This is a genomic window from Streptomyces sp. 8N114 (genome assembly GCF_052245835.1).
Classification (GTDB): Bacteria; Actinomycetota; Actinomycetes; order Streptomycetales; family Streptomycetaceae; genus Streptomyces.
On record NZ_JBQQBT010000001.1, the window covers coordinates 271,012 to 292,998 of the forward strand.

Sequence of the window (21,987 nt, forward strand, 5' to 3'; positions counted from 1 at the left end):
CGCGCCGCGGCCCCGGTGCCGTTCCTCACAGCACCGGGGCCCGTACGGCAGGGGTTTCCCGGCCTACTGCGCCGCCGTCCACTTCGCCCAGGACATGTTCCAGCCGTTGAGGCCGTTGTCCGGCTTGATCGTCTCGTCCTGGGAGTTCTTGACCTCGACCACGTCACCGACCAACGAGTTCTGGAAGAACCAGGCCCCCGGTGAACCGTTGGCGCCGCCGCCGCGCATGTCGAACAGGCCCACACAGCCGTGGCTGCCGTTGACCTTGCCGAACTGGTACTTGGGCAGCCAGTAGTTGCCGTGGATGAAGGTGCCCGAGGTGCTCAGCCGCATCGCGTGCGGCACGTCCTTGATGTCGTACTCGCCGCCGAAGCCCACGGTTTCCCCGTTCATCCGGGTGACCTCGTGCTTCTCGCTGATGACCATCTTGCCGTTGTAGGTGGGGTTGGCCGGGCGGCCGGAGGTGATCGGGATGGTCTTGATCTTCTTGCCGTCCCGGGTCACGGTCATCGTCTTCTTCTTGGCGTCCACGACGCTGACCTGCTGCCTGTCGACGGTGAACTTGACCGTCTTGCGCTGCGTTCCGTACACGCCGTCGGAGCCCTCGACACCGCTCAGGTTCAGATCGACGGTGACCTTTGTACCGGACTTCCAGTACTGCTGGGGACGGAAGTCGAGGCGCTGGTTGCCGAACCAGTGGCCCTCCACCTCGACCTCGGGGTCGGCCTTCACGGATATCGCCTTCTCGACGGCTTCGCGGTTGGCGACCGGACGGTTGAAGTTGACCGAGAACGGCATGCCGGCGCCGACCTTGTCGCCGTTCTCCGGCGTGAAGTAGCCGACGAAGGTGTTCTGCGGCACGAACGTGGTGAACGCGGCGTGCTTGGCCGAGGCCCGGCCCTCGGAGTCCTTGGCAACGGCGTCCACCGTGTACTTCGTCCCGGCCGACAGATGGGTGGCGGGCCGCCACACCGTGCCGCCCTTGGCGAGGGCACCCTTGATCTTCTTGCCCTTGCTGTCCTGGACGGTCACCTTGGTGAGCTTGCCCTTGGCCGCCGCGACCTTGAGCGCGCCGGAGGTCCGTACGCCGTCGGCGCCGTCCTTGGGTGCGACGGTCACCACGGCCTCGGAGGGGCCCTTGGCCGGCTTGTCGTCGTCGTTCTTGCCGTTCGCGCGGGCGCCGGAACCGCCGCCCCCGCCGCAGGTGGTCAGTGTGAGCAGCAGTACGACCAGCAGCACGACGAGGCCGACGGCGGAGCCGCCAATGACCTGGGCGCGGCTGTCCCCCCGGATCGTCTCCCACTTGAGCTTGTCCCTGGCCACGGTCTTCAGATCCAAGACGGCCCCATCCTTCGTCCTCACACGGTTTCGCGCACCCGTGTGCGCCCCCGAAAACACAGCGCGGCGCCGCCCGGTCATGTGGCGTCTGCCGGCCGAAGGCCGGGGCACATGAACGGCGGCGCACATCCGCCTAGTTAGATAACCACACCACAACGACACCGAACGGCACCTGGTGGTCACCGTTCGGTCGCGGTTTTGGGGAGGACAGAAGGAGACCGCGGCCCTCGACGCGGAAGCCGGGTAGGTCGTCGCTGCCGGAGCTCACTGGAGGGCCGAGCCCGCCACCCACTTCTCCCAGGGCATGTTCCAACCGCCGAGCCCGTTGTCCGCAGCCACGGTCCGGTCGTGCGAGCCGCGGACGGTCACCAGGTCGCCGACCAGCGACCGGCGGAAGAACCGCCCGGCGGGTGACCTGTCGTCACCGCCGCGCTTGTCCTCCAGACCGATGCAGCCGTGACTGGTGTTCTTCTCGCCGAACGTGCGCCGGGGCGCCCAGTAGTTGCCGTGCAGGAAGGTGCCGCTGCGGGTCAGCCGCATCGCGTGGGGGACGTCTTTGATGTCGTACTCGCCGCCGAAGCCCACGGTGTCCCCGTTCATCCGGGTCTCCTCGAACTTCTCGCTGAGCACCATGAGGCCGTTGTACGTGGGGTTCTTCTTCGTCCCCGCCGTGATCCTGAGCCGGTCGACGGTGCGCCCGCCGCGCTGGACGGTCAGGGTGCGGTGGCCCACGTCGACGACGCTGCGCTGGTCACGGCCGATGGTGAAGTGCACCTTCTTCTGCTGGGTGCCGTAGACACCGGGCGCCCCGCGTACATCGCGCAGCCGCAGATCGAGGGTGACCTCGGTGCCGGGCCGCCAGAACGTACGCGGCCGGAAGTCGAGCCTGTTGCGGCCGAACCAGTGTGCGGCGACGGGGACGCGGGGGCGGGAGGTGACGCTGATGGCGCGTTCCACGGCCGCCCGGTCGGCGATGGGACGGCTGAACTCGAGGGAGACGATCATCGCGGTGCCCACCGTCTGCCGGTCCTCGGGCCGGAAGTAGCCCAGGAAACGGTGCGGGGGGACGCGGGTGGAGAAGGTGGCGTGCCGGATCACCCGGTCCCCGTCGCCGTCGACCGCCACCACGTCCACCGCATAAGTGCTCGCGAGCTCCAGCACGGTGCCCTCGCGCCGGCCGGCGCCGCTGCCCCCGGGGGCGTTGGCGCGGTCGGCGGGCAGCGGGCGCCAGTTGCGCCGGTCGGCGGAGAAGCGGCCCGCGATGGCCCGCCCGGCGTCCTTCCCCTTGCGCTGCATACGGACGCTGCGCAGCTTTCCCTCGGGTACGGAGACCTCCACCTGGGCGTTCGTGGAAACACTGCGGGAACCGTCGCGTGGTGTCACGCGGATGGCGTCGCCGGGTGGCTTGCTGTCGTCCATCACGCCGCAGCCGGCAGGCGTGGCACACAGCAACGCGAGCCCCACCGCGGCCACCAGGGCGCGCAGCGTCCGCCGCACACTCCGCGCGCAGTGGTGCGGTACCCCGCCTTCTCGTGCCGTCGTGGCCTGTGCGCCCCGTCCCATACCGTCCCCGCTCCTGTGCGTACGTACTGTCCGGTGCGTTTCCGCTGCCGTGCCCACCTGGACGAACGGACCAACGAAGCGCGTGCGACAGGGACACCGCGATCACACGAGTGAGCGAGGTTTCCCCGCCGGGAAGGATCGGAGGAGGGAGACGAGACGGCGCCGCCCGGACCCCCGGGGGCGCCACCGGTTCGGCGGAAAAGAGTTCGCCCCCGTGCTCCGCCGCGCCCAGACTGGTTGGACGTGACCCCTCCCGGTGCCCCAGCGGCCACCCTTCGTTCCCGTAACTTCGTCCTCTTCTTCACCGGCCGGGCCGTGGCCAAGCTGGGCGATGCCATGCTGCCCATCGCGCTGTCGGCCGGGCTGATCCAGCACGGGCACGGGCCGGGCGCCATCGGCGCCGCACTCGCCTCGCTGACGGTGTTCCTGGCGGGCTTCGTCATCTTCGGCGGTGTCTTCTGCGACCGGTTCAACACCCGGACGCTGATGATCGGTTCCGACCTGGTGCGGGTGGTCACCCAGGCGGGAATGTCCGCGCTGTTCCTGAGCGGACATGTGGTGCTGTGGCAGGTGTGCGCGATCGGCGCCGTGAACGGCATCTGTGCGGGCCTGTTCCAGCCGGGTGTGGCCAGCACCATCCCCCGGGTGGCCGCCGATGTGCAGGGTGCCAACGGGCTGATCCGTACGGCCGAGTCACTGGCGATGTTGCTGGGCCCCGCGCTGGCCGGTGCGCTGGTGGGTGCTTTCTCGCCCGGCGGGGTGTTCGCCGCGCACGCCGCCACGTACTTGCTCAGCGCGCTCTGTCTGGCGCTGCTCAGGCTGCCCCCGGCGGCCGAGCGCCGGCCGGCGGAGCGCCCGGGTTACCGGGCCGATCTGGTCGAGGGGTGGCGGGAGTTCCGGGCGCGCACCTGGATGTGGAGCGTCATCCTCATCTGGATGGTCTACATGGTCACCGTTTCGGGCCCGCTGGTGCCGCTGACCGCGTCCGAGATCATTCCGGCCGACGGTCCCGGCGTGTACGGCCTGGTCAACTCGGCGCTGGGCGGCGGCACCGCGCTGGGCGGGCTGCTGGCGCTGCGTTTCAGACCGGTGCTGCAACTGCGCGCCGGTTCGATCGCGCTGGTCAGCTGCTGCTTCTACCCCGCCGCTGTCGGGCTGGGCCTGCCGCCCGCCGCCATGATGGCGGCGGCAGCTGCGTGGGGCGTGGGCGGTGGCATCTGGAGCGTGATGTGGGCGACCAGCGTGCAGACCCAGGTGCCGGGCGAGATCCTGAACCGTATCCACGCCTACGAGGTGGCGGGCTCCCTCGCCATGATGCCGGCGGGCCAGGCGCTGGCGGGCCCGGCCGCCCAGCTGCTCGGCGGCCGTACGGTGCTGCTCGCCGGCGGCGTCATCATGGTCGGCATCAGCGCAGCACTGCTGTCGGTACCCGCCATCCGCAATCTGCGCGCGGTGACGCCCCGGGCGGGAACCTCCTCCTGCGCCGAAGCGCCCCCGGCGCACCGCAACGACCCCGCACCGGACGTCAGCGCCTGAGCCGCCCGGCCGGGCGGTCGGGTGCCGGTCACGGCAGGAGGCGCAGCAGGGTGTCGCGGGCGCGGGTGTGCCGGGTGGTCATGAGGCGGTGCAGGGTACGGGAGGCCAGTGCGGTGCGCTGAGCGCTGCGGCGGCGTTCCGTGTCGTAGGCGCGCAGTGCCGCGGGCAGCCCGCCCGCATCGCCGTGCCGGGCGAGGGCGCGGGTGAGAGCTTCGGCGTCCAGGAGCGCCGTGCAGGCGCCCTGACCGAGGTTGGGGGTCATGGCGTGTGCCGCGTCGCCGACGAGGGCGATGTGGCCGCCGTGCACGAAGGAGGGCAGCGCCGGGTAGAGGTGGCGCATCTCGTACCGGAGCCGGTCGGCCGGGTCGGTCTCGGCGAGGAGGCGGGGGATCGGGTCGTGCCAGCCGGTGAACAGTCCGCACAGTTCGTCGGCTGTGGTGGCCTCGGGCGCTACGGCGTACCAGTTGGTGCGGCCGGGCTCGACGGGGGTCATTCCGAAGAACCGGCCCTGGCCCCAGGTCTCGCCGTACACGGGGCTGGTGAACTCGGCGGTGCCGATCCAGGCGACGGTGCCGATGTGCCGGGGGCGGCTGCGGGTGCCGAAGAAGGCCGTGCGGACCGCGCTGTTGATGCCGTCGGCGCCGACCACCAAGTCGTACTCGCGGGCGAGCGCGGCGGGGTCGTCGACCCGCTCGCCCAGCTTGAGCGTCACGTCGCCGTAGCCGTCCAGCGCTTCGACCAGTGCATCGATCAGATACGGCCGGAAGATGAGCAGTTCAGGCCGACCGGCCTTCTTCTCGATGCGCTCCAGTGGAAGGCGGGCCAGCTCGCTGCCGTCCGGCCTGCGGGCGTGCGCGGTGCGGTAGGGCACGCCGCGACGGTTCAGCATGGCGGCCACGCTCTCTCCGAGCCGGCCGAGCGCTGCCTGCGCTGTGGGGTGGATACCGAGTGCGGTGCCGTAGCGCTCCAGTTCGTTACGCCGTTCCAGCACTGTCACCTGCCAGCCTGCACGCCGCAGCCCGAGCGCCGTCGCCAGTCCTCCGACACCCGCCCCTACGACCACGGCCCCGCGTGCCGATCCACTCGGTACGGACGTGCTGTGCATGACGTGTCCCCCCTTGGCATCAGGTCGACCGGATTGCCGACCACCACACCTGTGGTACCACGCCTGGGGTAATCTCGCAAAAGCCCGTACTCACAAGCCGCCAAGCCGCGAAGCCGCGAAGCCGCGAAGTCACCAAACCGCAAGGAGAGCAGCGATGAACCCCGACCGCCGCGACCGACTGCGGGACGCCGCCATCGAGGTGCTGGCCGAGGAGGGCGGGCGCGGGCTGACGCACCGTGCCGTCGACGCCGCGGCCGAGGTGCCCTCCGGTACGGCGAAGAACTACTTCCCGACCCGCGACGCGCTGCTGCGCGCCGTGGCGGAGCGGTGCGTCGAGCAGTACCGCGCCATCGCCGAAGAGCTCGCCGCGGCGGGACCACCGCCGTCCGAACGGGCGGGGCTGGAGGCGCTGTTGAGCGGGCTGCTGGAGAACGTGAAGGGACCCGGAAGATCCCGGCTGCTCGCCTGCCTGGAGCTCCAGGCGGAGGCGGCGCGCAAGCCGTGGCTGTCCGCCGTGATCGATCCGATGGCCGCCTCGGACTTCACCACCCTCAGGGCCGCACAGCGGGCCGCGGGACTCCCCGTCACCCCGGAGCGCGCGGCCGTCGTCACCCTCGTCATGCACGCCGCACTCCCGCATCTGCTGGCGAGGGGCGAGCACACGCTGGCGGCAGCCGGGCTGGATGATCCCGTCCGGTACGTCCGCACGCTGCTGGAGGTCGTCTACCCGGTCGACCAGGGCTGACGCGGAGTCAATTCCCAGGTGGGGCGGAGGCACCCTCTTCCACTTGTCCGCTATGCGGGCGCGGGTTTCGTATCAACGAACAGAATCTGGCCAACCTCTGGTCAGAGACCGACGCGCCAGTGACATGCCCATGCTCATGGTGGCAGGCTCGCCTGCACGCGATGCGGGACTCGTACAGCAGCACGACCGTCAGCCGTACTTCCGCGTGGCGTACCGCACTTCAGTTCTGCCCGGACGGTTGATCTCCCATGCCGCCCGGTCCCCATGGCAGAAGGAGCCACCGACGTGAGACCCCTCACCTCCAAGCAGCGGATATCAGCGCTGGCCGCCACCGCGGCCCTGGTAGCGGCAGGCATCACCGCGGGAACCGCAGGCGCGGCCCCCGGCGGGAAGACCTCCGCGAACGGCGCGCTGCCCGCGCAGTTGACCGCGGCCCAGCACACCAAGCTGGTCAAGGCGGCGGACACCGAGGCGGCGAAGTCCGCCGACGCCCGCGCACTGGGCCTCGGAGCCAAGGAGAAGCTCCACGTCAAGGACGTCATCAAGAACAAGGACGGGGCCACGCACGTCCGTTACGAGCGCACCTACGACGGGCTGCCCGTCCTCGGCGGCGACCTCGTCGTGCACAAGAACGCCAGCGGCAAGCGCACCGGCACCTCCAAGGCCACCAACGCGAAGATCGCGGTGAACACCTCGGTCTCCGGCGCGCACAAGCCCACCACCGCCAAGGCCAAGGGCAGCGAGGCACCCCGGAAAGTCGTCTGGGCCGCCGAGGGCAAGCCCGTACTCGCCTGGGAAACCGTCATCGGCGGCTTCCAGAAGTCCGGCGCACCCAACGAGCTCCACGTGATCACGGACGCGAAGACCGGCAAGAAGCTCTTCGAGTTCCAGGGGATCAAGGAGGGCACCGGCAACAGCCAGTACAGCGGCAAGGTCGAGATCGGCACCTCGGGCTCTGACGGCAAGTTCACGATGACCGACGAGAAGCGGGGCGGCAACAAGACCACCAACCTCAAGAACGGCGAAAGCGGCGACGGCGAGCCGTTCACCGACGAGGACGACACCTGGGGCGACGGCTCCGCCAAGGACCCGGCGACCGCGGGCGTGGACGCGCACTACGGCGCGGGAAAGACCTGGGACTACTTCAAGGACACGCACGGCCGTGAGGGCATCAAGGGCGACGGCAAGGGAGCGGCCAGCCGCGTCCACTACGGCGACAACTACGTCAACGCCTTCTGGGACGACTCCTGCTTCTGCATGACCTACGGCGACGGCGAGGGCAACAAGAAGCCGCTCACCTCGCTGGACGTCGCGGCGCACGAGATGTCGCACGGCGTCACCTCGGCCACGGCCAACCTGGAGTACGCCGGCGAGTCGGGCGGCCTCAACGAGGCCACCTCCGACATCTTCGCCGCCGCGGTCGAGTTCCACGCCAACAGCCCGGAGGACGTGCCCGACTACCTCGTCGGCGAGAAGATCGACATCAACGGCGACGGCAGCCCGCTGCGCTACATGGACAAGCCCAGCAAGGACGGCAACTCGCTGGACTACTGGGACACCAACGCCGGTGACGTGGACGTCCACTACTCCTCCGGCATCGCCAACCACTTCTTCTTCCTGCTGTCCGTGGGCAGCGGGAAGCAGGAGGTGAACGGCGTGAAGTACGACTCGCCCACCAAGGACGGCTCGAAGCTGAAGGGCATCGGCATCAAGAAGGCCGAGCAGATCTGGTTCAAGGCGCTGACCGAGCAGATGACCTCGACGACGGACTACGCGGGCGCGCGCAACGCGACCATCAAGTCCGCCACCGACCTGTACGGCAAGGACAGCGCGGAGGTGAAGGCCGTCAAGGCGGCCTGGACCGGGGTGAACGTCACCGGCAGCTGATCGGTGGCCTCCGGCTGCTGAGCGCCTTGAGCCCCGCTGCCGCTGGGCTCACGGCTCCGGCCGGGAACGCGACAGGTGGGCCCCGTCCCCTTCGGGGGGCGGGGCCCGTTCGCATGTTTGGGGGCCGGGGGATTGCCGGGGCAATATGCCTGGTCAACTCGGCGGATTTCAGGACGACTTGATCACGCGAGTGGCCTTGCGGTCACGGATGTATCACGTAGTGTCGGGAACGCGGCTCTTGGCGACGATACGTACTCGAAGCCCGCATCCGGCAAGGACCTCCACCCGAGTGACGCGGGCAGGAGCCGTCATGCCCGCGCCCGTTATATACCCCTATGCCCATAGGTGAGCCCATGATCGGTCGCATTCCCGTGCTCGATGTCCGCCCCCTCGTGGAGTGCGGAAACCGTCCCGCGAAAGCCGGGGTGGGTGAGAGCGTCCCGATCTCGGCAACGGTCTTCCGCGAGGGCCATGAGGCGGTCGGCGCCAACGTGGTGCTGCGCGGCCCGGCCGGGCGGACGGGGGCATGGACACCGATGCGCGAACTGGCGCCCGGCACCGACCGATGGGCAGCCCGTGTCACCCCGGATACGGAAGGCCGCTGGAGCTACGCGGTGGAGGCGTGGAGCGACCCGGTCACCACCTGGCGGCAGCATGCGCAGCTCAAGGTCCCGGCGGGGATCGACACCGAACTCGTCCTGGCCGAAGGCGCCGCGCTGCACGAGCGCGCCGCAGCGCAGGTGCCCCGGCGCGCGGGCCGCTCCGTGGTACTGGAGGCCGCCGAAGCGCTGCGCGACACCGACAGGCCCGCGGCGGCCCGGCTCGCCGCGGCACTCTCGCCGGAGGTCACCGCCGTTCTCGGCCGCCATCCGCTGCGCGAACTGGTCTCCTCCTCACCGCCCCTCCCCCTCCAGGTGGAGCGCCGGCGGGCGCTGTTCGGCTCCTGGTACGAGCTGTTCCCGCGCTCCGAGGGCGCGGTCGTACGGGAGGGCGAGCCGCCGGTCAGCGGCACGCTGCGGACGGCCGCCGAACGGCTCGACGCGGTGGCCGCGATGGGCTTCGACGTGGTCTATCTGCCGCCCGTCCATCCCATCGGCGACGCCTACCGCAAGGGTCCGGACAACACCCTTGCCGCCTCGGCGCACGATGTGGGCTCCCCCTGGGCGGTGGGCTCGGCGGCCGGCGGGCACGTCGCCGTCCACCCGGATCTGGGCACCATGGCGGACTTCGACCACTTCGTCTCACGCGCCCGCGGGCTGGGGATGGAGGTGGCCCTGGACTTCGCCCTCCAGTGCTCGCCCGACCATCCATGGGTCAAGGAGCACCCCGAGTGGTTCCGCAAGCGCCCGGACGGCACGATCGCCTACGCAGAGAACCCGCCGAAGAAGTACCAGGACATCTACCCGCTGTGCTTCGACGACGACCCGACGGCCGCCGAGGGCATCCTGCGCGAGACGCTGCGGGTGCTGCGGCTGTGGATGGACCACGGGGTGCGCATCTTCCGCGTCGACAATCCGCACACCAAGCCGGTGGTGTTCTGGGAGAAGGTCATCGCCGACATCAACCGCACCGACCCCGATGTCCTCTTCCTCGCCGAGGCGTTCACCCGCCCCGCGATGCTGCACACCCTGGCGCGGACCGGCTTCCAGCAGTCGTACACCTACTTCACCTGGCGCAACACCAAGCAGGAGCTGACGGAGTATCTGACGGAGCTGACGGGCGAGTCCGCGGCGTATCTGCGGCCCAACTTCTTTGTGAACACCCCGGACATCCTGCACGCCTACCTCCAGCACGGGGGCCGTCCCGCCTTTGAGATCCGCGCCGTGCTGGCGGCGACGCTCTCGCCGACATGGGGGATGTACGCCGGGTACGAGCTGTGCGAGAACACGCCGGTGCGGCCCGGCAGCGAGGAGTATCTGTCCTCGGAGAAGTACGAGCTGCGCCCGCGCGACTGGGCCGCCGCCGACCGCGAGGGCCGCTCGATCACCCCGCTGATCACCACCCTCAACCGGCTGCGCCGCCGCCACCCGGCGCTCCAGCAACTTCGTGACCTGCACTTCCACCGTGCGGACAACGAGAACATCCTCGTCTACTCCAAGCACGCCGACCGGCCCCGGATCGACACCGTGCTCGTCGTTGTCAACCTCGACCCGCACCACACCCACGAGGCGACGGTGTCGTTGGACATGGCGCAATTCGCATCCGGACTGAGTGCCGCTCAGTTGAGCGGTGCCGAGTCCTTCCCGGTGCGCGACGAGCTCACCGGAGAGACCTATCACTGGGGCAGGGACAACTATGTGCGGCTCACGCCGGGAGGTGAGTCTCCCGCCGCGGCCCACATCCTCACCCTGCGACCGTCCTCACCGACCGGAGGGTCACCCACTCATGACCGTCAATGAGCCCGTCCCCGACACCTTCGAGGACACACCCGTCAAGGACCGCGACCCTGACTGGTTCAAGCGCGCCGTCTTCTACGAAGTGCTCGTCCGGTCCTTCCAGGACAGCGACGGGGACGGCATCGGCGACCTCAAAGGGCTCACGGCGAAACTGGACTATCTCCAGTGGCTGGGCGTCGACTGCCTGTGGCTGCCGCCGTTCTTCAAGTCACCTCTGAAGGACGGTGGTTACGACGTCTCCGACTACACCTCCGTGCTCCCCGAGTTCGGTGACATCGCGGACTTCGTGGAGTTCGTGGACGCCGCCCACCAGCGCGGGATGCGCGTCATCATCGACTTCGTCATGAACCACACCAGCGATCAGCATCCGTGGTTCCAGGAGTCCAGGCGCGATCCCGAGGGGCCGTACGGCGACTACTACGTCTGGGCCGACAACGACAAGCAGTACCAGGACGCGCGCATCATCTTCATCGACACCGAGGTGTCCAACTGGACCTTCGACCCGGTGCGCAAGCAGTACTACTGGCACCGCTTCTTCGCGCACCAGCCGGACCTCAACTACGAGAACCCGCTCGTCCAGGACGAGATGATCTCCGCGCTGCGGTTCTGGCTGGACCTGGGCATCGACGGCTTCCGGCTGGATGCCGTCCCCTACCTCTACGCCCAGGAGGGCACCAACTGCGAGAACCTGCCGCAGTCCCACGCCTTCCTGAAGCGCGTGCGCAGGATGGTGGACGAGAACTATCCGGACACCGTGCTGCTCGCCGAGGCCAACCAGTGGCCTGAGGACGTCGTCGACTACTTCGGCGATTACGCCAAGGGCGGCGACGAGTGCCATATGGCGTTCCACTTCCCCGTGATGCCGCGCATCTTCATGGCCGTACGCCGCGAGTCCCGCTACCCGGTCTCGGAAATCCTCGCCAAGACGCCGCCCATCCCCTCCGGCTGTCAGTGGGGCGTCTTCCTGCGCAACCACGACGAGCTGACCCTGGAGATGGTCACCGACGAGGAACGCGACTACATGTACGCGGAGTACGCCAAGGATCCGCGAATGCGCGCCAACATCGGCATCCGGCGCCGGCTCGCACCGCTGCTGGACAACGACCGCAAGCAGATCGAGCTGTTCACCGCGCTGCTGCTGTCGCTGCCCGGCTCGCCGATCCTCTACTACGGCGACGAGATCGGCATGGGCGACAACATCTGGCTCGGCGACCGCGACGCCGTACGCACCCCCATGCAGTGGACGCCCGACCGCAACGCGGGGTTCTCCTCCTGCGACCCGGGGCGGCTGTTCCTGCCGACCATCATGGACCCGGTACACGGATACCAGGTCACCAACGTCGAGGCCGCCATGAGCTCGCCCAGCTCGTTGCTGCACTGGACCCGGCGGGTGATCGAGGTCCGCAAGCAGAACCCCGCCTTCGGGCTGGGCTCCTACGAGGAGCTGTCCTCGTCCAACCCCGCCGTCCTCGCCTTCCTGAGGGAACTCAGACTTCCCGACGGCGGTGACGACCTGGTGATGTGCGTCCACAACTTCTCGCGGTTCCCGCAGCCCACGGAGCTGGACCTGCGGACCTGGAAGGGGCGGGTTCCTGTGGAACTGATCGGCGGAGTGCGTTTCCCTGCCATCGGTGACCTGCCCTATCTGCTCACTCTCGCGGGGCACGGGTTTTATTGGTTCCGCCTGCGCAAGTCTTAGTCCCCGCTGTGCTGATGAGGGGGTGCCCCTGGCCGTCGTCCGCAGGCTGCGGGCTCTCCCCCAAGCTCTTCGAGCAGGGAGGTGCCCCCAGGCTTGTCGCGCAGTTCCCCGCCTCCCTTCGGGGCGCCCCCCTCTGTGCTTGGGATCCCACGCCCGAAAGAAACGGAAAGGACGCCATGTCGGACAGCTCCTTATCCCTCATACGGAACACAGGGGGCGAGGCCGTACTGCGATCGCTGGGCCCGCAACTGAGGGAGTGGCTGCCGCGGCAGCGGTGGTTCGCGGGGAAGGGTTGCCCCCTCGCGGGTCTCTCCCTCGTGGCGGCCACCGAGCTGCTGCCGTACGGCACCGGGTCGGGGAAGCCCGGCCTGCTCCACCTCCTCGTCCGCGCCGAGCCGCCAGAGGACGGAGACTGCTACCAACTGCTGCTCGGGGTCCGCGCCGCGCTTCCGCCCGAGCTGGCCCCCGCCCTCGTCGGGCGGCCGGCGTCCGGGCCACTGCGCGGCACCGCGGTCTACGAGGCGTTACGGGACCCGCGGCTGACCGCCCTGCTGCTGGAGCGGCTCCGCACCCCGGGCAACCTGGGGCGGCTCCGCTTCTCGGGGGAGCGGAACGCCACACTCCGGCGAGAAGCGCAGCCGACCCCGCGCCCCCTCGATGCCGAGCAGTCCAACTCCTCGGTGATATACGGCAGCACGGCGATACTGAAGCTGTTCCGCCGGGTGGAGCCCGGCCTCAACCCGGACCTGGAACTGACCCTCGCCCTCGCCCGGCACGGCTGCCCGCACGTGCCGCCGCCGCTGGCATGGTTCGAGGCGAGCAGCGACGAGGGCGCAACCGGTGGCTCCCGCACCCTGGGCATCCTCCAGCCCTATCTCCCCGGCACCCGCGACGGCTGGCAGCTGGCGCTGCGGGCGCTCGCGGCGGGCGCCGATTTCACTCCCGCGGCCCGCGCGCTGGGCCGTACGACGGCACACGTCCACACCGGGCTGGCCGAGGCACTGCCCACCTCCATGCTGACCGGCAGGGAGCTGGAGCGGACAGCGGACCGCATGGCACGGCGGCTGGAGACGGCAAGCGCGGCGGTGCCCGCACTGCGGCCGTACGAGTCGGCGCTGCTGGACACCTTCGGCGCGCTGGCCGCGCTCGGCAGCCACAGCAGCCGCAGGCGGTCGGTGCCCACCCAGCGCATACACGGCGATCTGCACCTCGGCCAGGCGCTGGGGAGGGAGGGCAGCAACGCGCCGGACGTCCCGGGCAGCTGGACCCTCATCGACTTCGAGGGGGAACCCGCCCGCCCGCTCGCCGAGCGCCGCGCGCCACAGCCGGTGGAGCGGGACATCGCGGGCATGCTGCGCTCTTTCGACTACGCGGCGTGCCAAAGTCCGGCGGCCAAGCCCGACACCGCGTTCTCCCGTAAGTGGGCGGCGGCCAACCGGGCGGCGTACTGCGCGGGTTACGCGGAGGCCTGCGGGCGCGACCCGCGCGACGACGCCGTACTGCTGCGCGCGTACGAGGCGGACAAGGCCGTCTACGAGGTGCTGTACGAGGCGCGCAACCGCCCCTCGTGGCTGGGTGTCCCGCTGTCCGCGATCCGGCGACTGGCGGCTCCGCCGTCCGCGCCCTGAGCAGGAACGGTCCTTCGCCGCCGCCCCGTCTGGAGGAAACACGTGCCCCGAAAGCCGCCGCCCGAGCCCCGCAGGGCAACGGCCCCCGCTCCGCTGACCGGCCATGAGCGGGCCCGGCTGCTGGCCGGTACGCACCACGACCCGCACGCACTGCTCGGCGCCCACCCGGGACCCGGCGGGGTCGCGATCCGTACGCTGCGGCCGTACGCGAAGGCCGTCACCGTGGTCGCCAAGGGGCTGCGGACCGAACTGCTCGACGAGGGGGACGGGCTGTTCGGCGGGGTGCTGCCGTCGGCGCAGGCCGCCGTATCCGCGTACGAGTTGGTGATCCGGTACGGCGCGGAGCCGGGCGAGGACGAGGTCACCACGGCCGACCCGTACCGGTTCCTGCCCACGCTCGGGGAGCTGGATCTGCACCTGATCGGGGAGGGGCGGCACGAGGAGCTGTGGCGGGCGCTGGGGGCGCGCCCGATGACCGTCGACGGGGTGGACGGCACCCGGTTCACCGTGTGGGCGCCCAACGCGCAGGGCGTACGGGTCGCCGGGGACTTCAACTACTGGGACCCGACCGCCGCGCCGATGCGCTCGCTGGGTTCGTCCGGTGTGTGGGAGCTGTTTCTGCCGGGCGTCGGCGAGGGGGCGCTCTACAAGTTCGACATCGCGCGGCCCGACGGCTCGCACACGCTGCGGGCCGACCCGATGGCACGGCGCACCGAGTGCCCGCCCGCCACGGCGTCGGTGGTGGAGGCTTCGGCGTACGAGTGGCAGGACGCCAGGTGGCTGGCCGCGCGGACCGAGTCGGCGCCGCACCGGGAGCCGCTGTCGGTGTACGAGGTGCATCTGCCCTCCTGGCGGCCGGGGCTGGGCTACCGGGAGCTGGCCGAGCAACTGCCGAAGTACGTACAGGACCTGGGCTTCACCCACGTCGAGCTGATGCCTCCGGCCGAGCACCCGTTCGGCGGCTCGTGGGGCTACCAGGTGACGGGGTTCTATGCGCCGACGGCCCGGCTGGGCACCCCGGACGACTTCCGGTATCTGATCGACGCACTGCACCGGGCCGGTATCGGTGTGCTGATGGACTGGGTGCCGGCGCACTTCCCCAAGGACGAGTGGGCCCTGGCCGCGTTCGACGGGACACCGCTGTACGAGCACCCCGATCCGGCGCGGGCCGAGCATCCGGACTGGGGGACGCTGGAGTTCGACCTCGGGCGGCGCGAGGTACGCAACTTCCTGGTGGCGAACGCCGTGTACTGGTGCGAGGAGTTCCACATCGACGGGCTGCGGGTGGACGCGGTCGCCTCGATGCTCTACCTGGACTACTCGCGCGGCGAGGGGCAGTGGACCCCCAACGTGTACGGCGGCCGGGAGAATCTTCAGGCGGTGGCCTTCCTCCAGGAGATGAACGCCACGGTCCACCGGCGCTGCCCCGGGGTGATCACGGTGGCCGAGGAGTCCACCGCATGGCCGGGGGTGACCCGCGCGACCCACCACGTCGGCGAGGACGGCTTCGGCGGGCTCGGCTTCGGCTTCAAATGGAACATGGGCTGGATGCACGATTCGCTGGAGTACATGTCCAAGGAGCCGGTGCACCGCAAGTACCACCACGGCGAGATGACGTTCTCGATGGTGTATGCCTACGCGGAGAACTACGTCTTGCCGATCTCGCACGACGAGGTGGTGCACGGCAAGCGGTCGCTGGTGGGGAAGATGCCCGGCGACTGGTGGCAGCAGCGCGCCAACCACCGCGCCTATCTGGCCTTCATGTGGGCCCACCCCGGCAAGCAGCTCCTCTTCATGGGACAGGAGTTCGCCCAGGGCGCCGAATGGTCCGAGGGGCACGGTCCCGACTGGTGGCTGCTGGACCCCTCCTACCCCGCCGAGCCGGACCACCGCGGGGTGCGGGACCTGGTGCGCGCGCTGAACACGGAGTACGCGGCGACGCCTGCCCTGTGGGAGCAGGACACCGAGCCCGCGGGGTTCTCATGGGTGCTGGCCGACGCCGCGGAGGACAACGTCCTCGCCTTTCTGCGGTTCGCCACCGACGGGAGCCCGCTGCTGTCGGTCAGCAACTTCTCCCCCGTCGTCCGCGAGGGCTACCGCCTGGGCGTCCCGGACCGGTGGGAGGGCTGGCGCGAGGTCCTCAACACCGATGCGGCGCGATACGGCGGAAGCGGCGTCGGCAATGCGGAGCCCCTGCCCGGGGAGGGCCACTCCGCGCATGGGCGGCCCGCCTCGGTCACGCCGGTGCTGCCTCCGTTGGCAACGGTGTGGCTGCGGCCCTGCTGAAGGGCGCTGCATCCTGCCGAACGTCTGGATGCGGGTTGCCTGGGCAGGCTGAAACACTGCGATCATGCACGGAGAAGAACCGCACGACCAGCACGCCGAACTGTCCGCCGCGGTCCAGCTGACGCGTGCGCTGCATGACGCCGACTGGGGTGACTGGTCGCTGGAGGCGATCCGGTCCCTCGTCGCCGACCGGCCCGGCTGGGAGCTGGCAGCTCGCGGTGAGACGTTCGTGGTGCTGCGGCCGGGAGACGGGCTGGAGCAGGTCGTGTTGTGGACGCAGAAGTACGGACCCGACGCGACGCGGTACCAGAAGGCGGAGGCCCAACTACCCGCAGTCCTCCGGGAGGACGAGGCGGCCTTCGATGCGCTCGTGGAAGCGCTCGGTGAGATCGGCACTCCCGTCATCCACCGGGGGACGGCAGGCCGCCCCACCCTGCGCTGGCGCAACGCCGACCGAGTGCTGATACTCCAGCGCAACAGCCGCCGCGTATGGCTGGCGGCCCACCCGAGAGCCACCGCCGGGCGGAGCGTGCCCTCCAGCGTGCTGGAATCCGCAGCGGATGCGGCGGCCGAACTGCATGACGCCGCGTCGGGACAGGGAAGCGGCAAGGACCTCGAACGCATCCGGCTGCTGTACAGCCACGCTCCCGACGCCTCCCTGGTGGAGCGCCGAGCGGCCTTCGGTGAACTCTTCGACGCGGTGGTCGGCGGCATCGGCCAGCCGACGGTCCACGGGGGTGCGGCCGACGGCCCGGACGTCCGCTGGCGCACCACCGAGCGTCTGCTGCTCCTGCGGGGGAACAGCCGTCATATATGGCTGGAGAGACACAACACCCAGGAACAGGAGGACATCGAGCACCGCACCTTCAAGTGGGGCGGCGCCTGGACGGCGGACGAAACGCCGGACTTCGCCCAGCTGCCGTACCTGTGGCAGCTGGACCGCCAGGGTCCCGGGGACAACCCGCAGACCTGGCCTGGATGGCGGCTGGCCATGAGCGTGGAGCGGCTGAGGGAATCTCTGGAATCGCTGCTCGCCGCCTGGATCGAGCAGCTCCCCGCCCAGGTGGGGCCGGACTGGGCCGGGTTCCAGATCGTCAACCGCCGCGCCAGCGGCAGAGAGCTGTCGGTGGGCTTCGAGGTGGACTGCGGCCTGTGGCTGTACACCGAGGCCGATCAGCCGGAGTCCGAGGAGTCGGCCACGGCCATGCGGGAACGTGGCTGGCAGGAGCGTGAGGGCTTCCGCTGGCGCGCCGATTTCCCGGAGCCCACCCGGCAGGCCGCCGCCGACGCCGCCCGGCTGATCGCCGCCGAACTCACCGCCCAGGGCGCCAAGATCCCCGAGAACGACCTTTCCGTACGGGACGTCAGCTGCTTCGACTCCGGCATGTTCGACCTCTTCGGCCTCGGAATAGGCCGCTGAGCGCGGAACTGTGGACGCCGGACGCGGTGGCTTAGGCCGTTTCCTCTTCCGCCGGCCCCTGTGAGTGGGGGTTGCGCTCCCCCAGCCTCCGGCCGGGCGGTACCCCCAGTCGCGGCGGCAAGGGGACCAACCACGAGCGACCAGGAACCAAAAGGGTCCGGCGGCTGGAGGCACAGCCTCAGCCACCGGACCCTCGGCGAGGGGTCAAGCCTTCGTGACCACCTTGGGCTGGACCTCCGTGGCGACGGGCTCGGCGACGGGGTCGTGGGCCGGGGCCGGGCCGTACTCGGTGGACAGCGTCTGCTCGTCGAACGGGAGATCGCCGCTGAGGACCTCGCGGACGCGTCCGCGGTCGATCTCCTTGGTCCAGGTACCGATCAGCACCGTGGCCACCGCGTTGCCGGCGAAGTTGGTCAGGGCGCGGGCCTCGCTCATGAAGCGGTCGATGCCGACGATCAGGCCGACGCCGTCCACCAGCTCGGGGCGGTGGGACTGGAGGCCGCCGGCGAGGGTGGCCAGTCCGGCGCCGGTGACTCCGGCAGCGCCCTTGGAGGCGACGAGCATGAAGAGGAGCAGCGAGATCTGCTGGCCGATGCTGAGCGGGTTGCCCATGGCCTCGGCGACGAAGATCGAGGCCATCGTCAGATAGATCATCGTGCCGTCGAGGTTGAAGGAGTAGCCCGTCGGCACAGTGATCCCGACGACGGGCCTGCTGACGCCCAGGTGCTCCATCTTCGCGATCAGCCGCGGCAGCGCCGACTCGGACGAGGAGGTGGAGAGGATCAGCAGGAACTCCCGGCCCAGGTACTTCAGCAACTTGAAGATGTTGATGCCGGTGAACACGCGCAGGACCAGTCCGAGCACCACGAAGACGAACAGGAAACAGGTGGTGTAGAAGCCGATCATGATGATGGCGAGCGACTTCAGCGCGTCCACGCCGGTCTCGCCGACCACGGCCGCCATCGCGCCGAACGCGCCGACCGGTGCTGCCCACATCACCATCGCGAGCACCCGGAAGACCAGCTTCTGGATGTGCCCGATACCGCGCAGCACCGGCTCCCCGGCCTTGCCCATGGCCTGGAGCGCGAAGCCGACCAGCAGGGCGACCAGCAGCGTCTGCAGCACCTGTTCCTGGGTGAAGGCGGAGACCATGGTGGTGGGGATGATGCCGAGCAGGAATTCGGTGGTGCTCTGGCTCTCCCCGGCCTGCGAGGCGCCCGCCTCCCGTGCGGCGTCGGTCAGGTGCAGTCCCTGGCCCGGGTCCAGGATGTTGCCGACGGCCAGCCCGATCGCCAGCGCGACCAGCGACATCGCCAGGAAGTAGCCGAGCGCCAGTCCACCGACGGCGCCGACCTTGGCGGCTTTGCGCACCGAGCCGATGCCCAGCACGATCGTGCAGAAGATGATCGGGGAGATCATCATCTTGATCAGGTTGACGAAGCCCTCACCGAGCGGCTTGAGCTCGGTGGCCACGCCCGGTGCCGTCAGTCCCAGGATCACGCCGAGCACCACCGCGCCGATCACCGCGATGTAGAGGTAGTGGGTACGGTCCCGCTTCGCCCGTGGTGCGTCCGGCGCAGCGCCTGCTGCGGCCTGCTGCGGTGTCTTCTTCGACACGTCGTCGGCTCCTCGTCCATGGGTCACTTCACGATGTCTCCGCGGGAACGCCCTGGTGGACGCTCGATTGCGAATCCGGATCGTGCTGAGTCCCGGCGACTATGCAACACGGTGCGACGTGCGTCACCCTTACGTGCATTACGTGCACGAAACAAGCCACGGCAGACTGAGAGAATGCGCGTTCCCCACCCCCGCTCACCTGTGCGGTCCCGCCCGCGCAGCCTGGCGGGCCAGCTTTTCGCCATGCAGGTGGTGCTGGTTGCGGTGGTGGTCGCCGGGTGCGCGCTGTTCGCTTACGTTTCCGGAAAGTCACAGGCCAGGGACGCGGCAACGCACCGTGCCCGGGCCACCACGCAGGCGGTGGCTGATTCTCCGTCCGTCCGGGAGGCCATCCGCTCCGGCGACCCCAGCAAGCGGCTCCAGCCGTACGCGGAGCGGGTGCGCCGCGACACCGGCGTCACCTTTGTGACGATCATGGACACGGACGGCAGGCGGTGGACACACCCCGATCCCGACAAGATCGGCAAGCGGTTCGTCGGCCACATCGGACCCGCCCTGAAGGGCCGCACCTTCGACGAGACCTACACCGGCACGCTGGGGCCCTCGGTGCGCGTGGTGACGCCCGTACGAGAGGCGGGCAGCGGCGGGCCGGACGGGCAGGGCCGGATCATCGGCCTGGTCAGTGCCGGTATCGCCGTCGACGCCATCGGCCGGCAGGTCAGCAGCCAGCTCACCGCGATACTGGCCGTCGCGGGCGGGGCGCTGGCCCTGGGCGCCGTCGGTACGTACGTGATCAACGCCCGGCTCCGCCGCCATACGCACGGTATGAACGCGGCCGAGCTCAGCAGCCTGTACGAGTACCACCAGGCGACGCTGCACGCGGTCCGCGAGGGACTGCTGCTGCTCGACGGGCAGGGCCGGGTCTCGCTGATCAACGACGGTGCGCGCCTGCTGCTCGGGCGGGACGGGAAGGAGCCGCTGGTGGGTCGCCGCGTCGCCAACCTCGGTCTGCCGCCGGCCCTGACCGAGGCGCTGCTGGGCACCGAGTCGCGGGTGGACGAGGTGCATCTGACCGGCGAGCGGGTTGTCGTCGTCAACACCGCGCCCGTGGACGACGGGGAGGAGCAGCACGGCATGGTGGTGACCCTGCGCGACCACACCGAACTGCGCGCCCTGGCGGGAGAACTCGACTCGGTACGCGGCTTCGCCGAGGCGTTGCGGTCCCAGGCCCACGAAGCCGCGAACCGGCTGCACACCGTCGTCTCCCTCATCGAACTGGGGCGGGTGGCGGAAGCCGTGCGGTTCGCGACGGAAGAGCTGGAGCTGGCCCAGGCACTCACCGACCGGGTGGTGAGCGCCGTACGCGAGCCGGTGCTCGCAGCGCTGCTGCTGGGGAAGGCAGCCCAGGCGAAGGAACGCGGCGTCGAGCTGACCCTCAGCCCCGACTCGGCCGTCGATGACATGGCCGGGCTGCCGGGCCGGGACCTGGTCACAGTGCTGGGCAACCTGATCGACAACGCGGTGGAAGCCGTCTCCCCCGCCGGGCAGGTCACCGTCACCGTTCGGCGCACCCACTCGCCCGCCCCCGGCCAACTCGTCCTCCGCGTGACGGACAACGGCCCCGGCCTCCCACGCGACGCCGGTGCCCGCCTCTTCGAGCGGAACTGGACCACGAAGCCGGGCCAGGGACACGGCATCGGCCTCGCCCTCGTACGGCAGACCGCCGGCCGGCACGGTGGCGAGGTCGAAGCCCGCGATCTCCCCGGCGGAGGCGCCGAGTTCGAGGTGCGGCTGCCGCTGCACCAGGAGGCACACTCCGGGGAGGTGCTGCGATGACGCTCCGCGTCCTCGTCGTCGAAGACGACCCCGTGGCGGCCGATGCGCACGCCCTCTACGTCAGCCGGGTACCGGGCTTCGAGGTGGCGGCGACGGCGCACTCCCGCGCGGAGGCGCTCCGCGCCCTGGAGGAGGAGGCGGCGGGGACGGCGGGCGGCGTCGATCTGATTCTGCTCGACCTCTACCTGCCCGACGGCACCGGCCTGGACCTTCTGCGCTCCCTGCGGGCCGCGGGCCATACGGAGGACGTGTTCGCCGTGACCTCGGCGCGCGATCTGACGATGATCCGCGAGGGCGTCTCGCTCGGCGTCGTCCAGCATGTGCTGAAGCCGTTCACGTTCCGTACGCTCAGCGACCGGCTGCTGCGGTACGCGGACTTCCGTGCCACGGCCGAGGCCCACGACGAGGCGGTCAGCCAGGACGAGGTGGACCGGACCCTGTCGGTGCTGCGTGCCGCGCCCTCCGCCTCGACGCTGCCGAAGGGGCTGAGCGCCCCGACGCTCGCCCGGGTGACGGCCCAGCTGCGGGACGCGGCGGGCGCCGGGCTGACGGCGAGCGAGGCGGCCTCGGCACTCGGCGTCAACCGGATCACCGCACGCCGCTATCTCGAACATCTCGTCACCGTCGGACGTGCGGACCGCCGGCAGCGCTACGGACAGGTGGGCCGTCCCGAGCACCACTATGTGTGGCGGTCGTAGCCCACGTACCCAGCGTGGTGGGCTGCGCTTGCCAGCCCTGCTCCCCCAAGCTCTTCGAGCAGGGGGTACCCCCAGGCGCAGACCTCCCAAGCACAGAGGGGACCGCGCCCCGTCAGGGGCGCGGGGAACTGCGCGAGCAACCACAACGCACCCGCAGCCTGCTGACGTCGTACAGGGGCACCCCCTCCGCAACAACAACTGCTCACCCTCGCACGGATATTGACCTCAAGCAG

Annotated in this window: 14 protein-coding genes; 10 read left to right on the top strand and 4 right to left on the bottom strand. The window is 70.1% G+C overall.

Annotated features, from left to right (window positions below):
• Positions 1-63 precede the first annotated feature (63 nt).
• The gene (locus ACTWQF_RS01160) at positions 64-1,338 is read right to left on the bottom strand and encodes a L,D-transpeptidase (protein WP_443276179.1); all 1,275 of its coding nucleotides are present in this window, start codon (positions 1,336-1,338) and stop codon (positions 64-66) included.
• A gap of 264 nt (positions 1,339-1,602) precedes the next feature.
• The gene (locus ACTWQF_RS01165; protein ID WP_443276181.1) at positions 1,603-2,901 is read right to left on the bottom strand and encodes an Ig-like domain-containing protein; all 1,299 of its coding nucleotides are present in this window, start codon (positions 2,899-2,901) and stop codon (positions 1,603-1,605) included.
• Positions 2,902-3,144: 243 nt separating this feature from the next.
• Between ACTWQF_RS01165 and ACTWQF_RS01170 the strand changes: the two genes are divergently transcribed.
• Positions 3,145-4,437 carry an MFS transporter gene (locus tag ACTWQF_RS01170; RefSeq protein WP_443276182.1) on the top strand — a complete coding sequence of 431 codons (1,293 nt, stop codon included), beginning with the start codon at positions 3,145-3,147 and terminating at the stop codon, positions 4,435-4,437.
• 28 nt (positions 4,438-4,465) lie between these two features.
• Here ACTWQF_RS01170 and ACTWQF_RS01175 read toward each other — a convergent pair whose 3' ends face one another.
• A complete protein-coding gene (locus ACTWQF_RS01175; protein WP_443276184.1) occupies positions 4,466-5,542 on the bottom strand; it encodes an FAD-dependent oxidoreductase in 1,077 nt (358 codons plus the stop codon).
• Positions 5,543-5,696: 154 nt separating this feature from the next.
• Between ACTWQF_RS01175 and ACTWQF_RS01180 the strand changes: the two genes are divergently transcribed.
• The 7 genes from ACTWQF_RS01180 to ACTWQF_RS01210 all read left to right on the top strand — a co-directional run bounded on the left by ACTWQF_RS01180 (position 5,697) and on the right by ACTWQF_RS01210 (position 17,603).
• A complete protein-coding gene (locus ACTWQF_RS01180) occupies positions 5,697-6,287 on the top strand; it encodes a TetR/AcrR family transcriptional regulator (protein ID WP_443276186.1) in 591 nt (196 codons plus the stop codon).
• A gap of 285 nt (positions 6,288-6,572) precedes the next feature.
• Entirely contained in the window at positions 6,573-8,174 is a 1,602-nt protein-coding gene (locus ACTWQF_RS01185; protein ID WP_443276187.1) for a M4 family metallopeptidase, read from the top strand.
• 353 nt (positions 8,175-8,527) lie between these two features.
• Entirely contained in the window at positions 8,528-10,573 is a 2,046-nt protein-coding gene (locus tag ACTWQF_RS01190; protein ID WP_443276189.1) for a maltotransferase domain-containing protein, read from the top strand.
• Positions 10,560-12,269: a maltose alpha-D-glucosyltransferase gene (gene treS, locus ACTWQF_RS01195; RefSeq protein ID WP_443276191.1), complete on the top strand. Its 1,710-nt coding sequence runs from the start codon at positions 10,560-10,562 to the stop codon at positions 12,267-12,269. Before ACTWQF_RS01190 ends, treS begins: the two co-directional genes overlap by 14 nt.
• Positions 12,270-12,445: 176 nt before the next feature.
• Entirely contained in the window at positions 12,446-13,897 is a 1,452-nt protein-coding gene (locus tag ACTWQF_RS01200) for a maltokinase N-terminal cap-like domain-containing protein (protein ID WP_443276192.1), read from the top strand.
• A 42-nt stretch (positions 13,898-13,939) separates the two neighbouring features.
• Positions 13,940-16,183, top strand: coding sequence for a 1,4-alpha-glucan branching enzyme (gene glgB / locus ACTWQF_RS01205; protein ID WP_443276194.1), 2,244 nt, complete (start codon positions 13,940-13,942; stop codon positions 16,181-16,183).
• 64 nt (positions 16,184-16,247) lie between these two features.
• The gene (locus ACTWQF_RS01210) at positions 16,248-17,603 is read left to right on the top strand and encodes a hypothetical protein (RefSeq protein ID WP_443276196.1); all 1,356 of its coding nucleotides are present in this window, start codon (positions 16,248-16,250) and stop codon (positions 17,601-17,603) included.
• Between the two features lie 204 nt (positions 17,604-17,807).
• Here ACTWQF_RS01210 and ACTWQF_RS01215 read toward each other — a convergent pair whose 3' ends face one another.
• Complete coding sequence (locus tag ACTWQF_RS01215; RefSeq protein ID WP_443276198.1) at positions 17,808-19,220, bottom strand: cation:dicarboxylate symporter family transporter; 1,413 nt, start codon at positions 19,218-19,220, stop codon at positions 17,808-17,810.
• A gap of 174 nt (positions 19,221-19,394) precedes the next feature.
• Here ACTWQF_RS01215 and ACTWQF_RS01220 point away from each other — a divergent pair, with 174 nt between their 5' ends.
• Together ACTWQF_RS01220 and ACTWQF_RS01225 are read left to right on the top strand one after the other, a co-directional pair.
• Positions 19,395-21,056, top strand: coding sequence for an ATP-binding protein (locus ACTWQF_RS01220; RefSeq protein ID WP_443276199.1), 1,662 nt, complete (start codon positions 19,395-19,397; stop codon positions 21,054-21,056).
• On the top strand, positions 21,053-21,754 hold the full coding sequence (locus ACTWQF_RS01225) for a response regulator (protein ID WP_443276201.1): 702 nt from the start codon (positions 21,053-21,055) through the stop codon (positions 21,752-21,754). Before ACTWQF_RS01220 ends, ACTWQF_RS01225 begins: the two co-directional genes overlap by 4 nt.
• Positions 21,755-21,987: the final 233 nt, after the last annotated feature.

What these genes read in the sequence shown, in the direction of transcription:
- ACTWQF_RS01225 (WP_443276201.1), top strand. Translation starts at nt 21,053, where the DNA reads ATGACGCTCCGCGTCCTCGTCGTCGAAGACGACCCCGTGGCGGCCGAT.
- ACTWQF_RS01210 (WP_443276196.1), top strand. Translation starts at nt 16,248, where the DNA reads ATGCACGGAGAAGAACCGCACGACCAGCACGCCGAACTGTCCGCCGCG.
- ACTWQF_RS01180 (WP_443276186.1), top strand. Translation starts at nt 5,697, where the DNA reads ATGAACCCCGACCGCCGCGACCGACTGCGGGACGCCGCCATCGAGGTG.
- ACTWQF_RS01175 (WP_443276184.1), bottom strand. Translation starts at nt 5,542, where the DNA reads ATGCACAGCACGTCCGTACCGAGTGGATCGGCACGCGGGGCCGTGGTC.
- treS (WP_443276191.1), top strand. Translation starts at nt 10,560, where the DNA reads ATGACCGTCAATGAGCCCGTCCCCGACACCTTCGAGGACACACCCGTC.
- ACTWQF_RS01165 (WP_443276181.1), bottom strand. Translation starts at nt 2,901, where the DNA reads ATGGGACGGGGCGCACAGGCCACGACGGCACGAGAAGGCGGGGTACCG.
- ACTWQF_RS01200 (WP_443276192.1), top strand. Translation starts at nt 12,446, where the DNA reads ATGTCGGACAGCTCCTTATCCCTCATACGGAACACAGGGGGCGAGGCC.
- ACTWQF_RS01220 (WP_443276199.1), top strand. Translation starts at nt 19,395, where the DNA reads ATGCGCGTTCCCCACCCCCGCTCACCTGTGCGGTCCCGCCCGCGCAGC.
- ACTWQF_RS01190 (WP_443276189.1), top strand. Translation starts at nt 8,528, where the DNA reads ATGATCGGTCGCATTCCCGTGCTCGATGTCCGCCCCCTCGTGGAGTGC.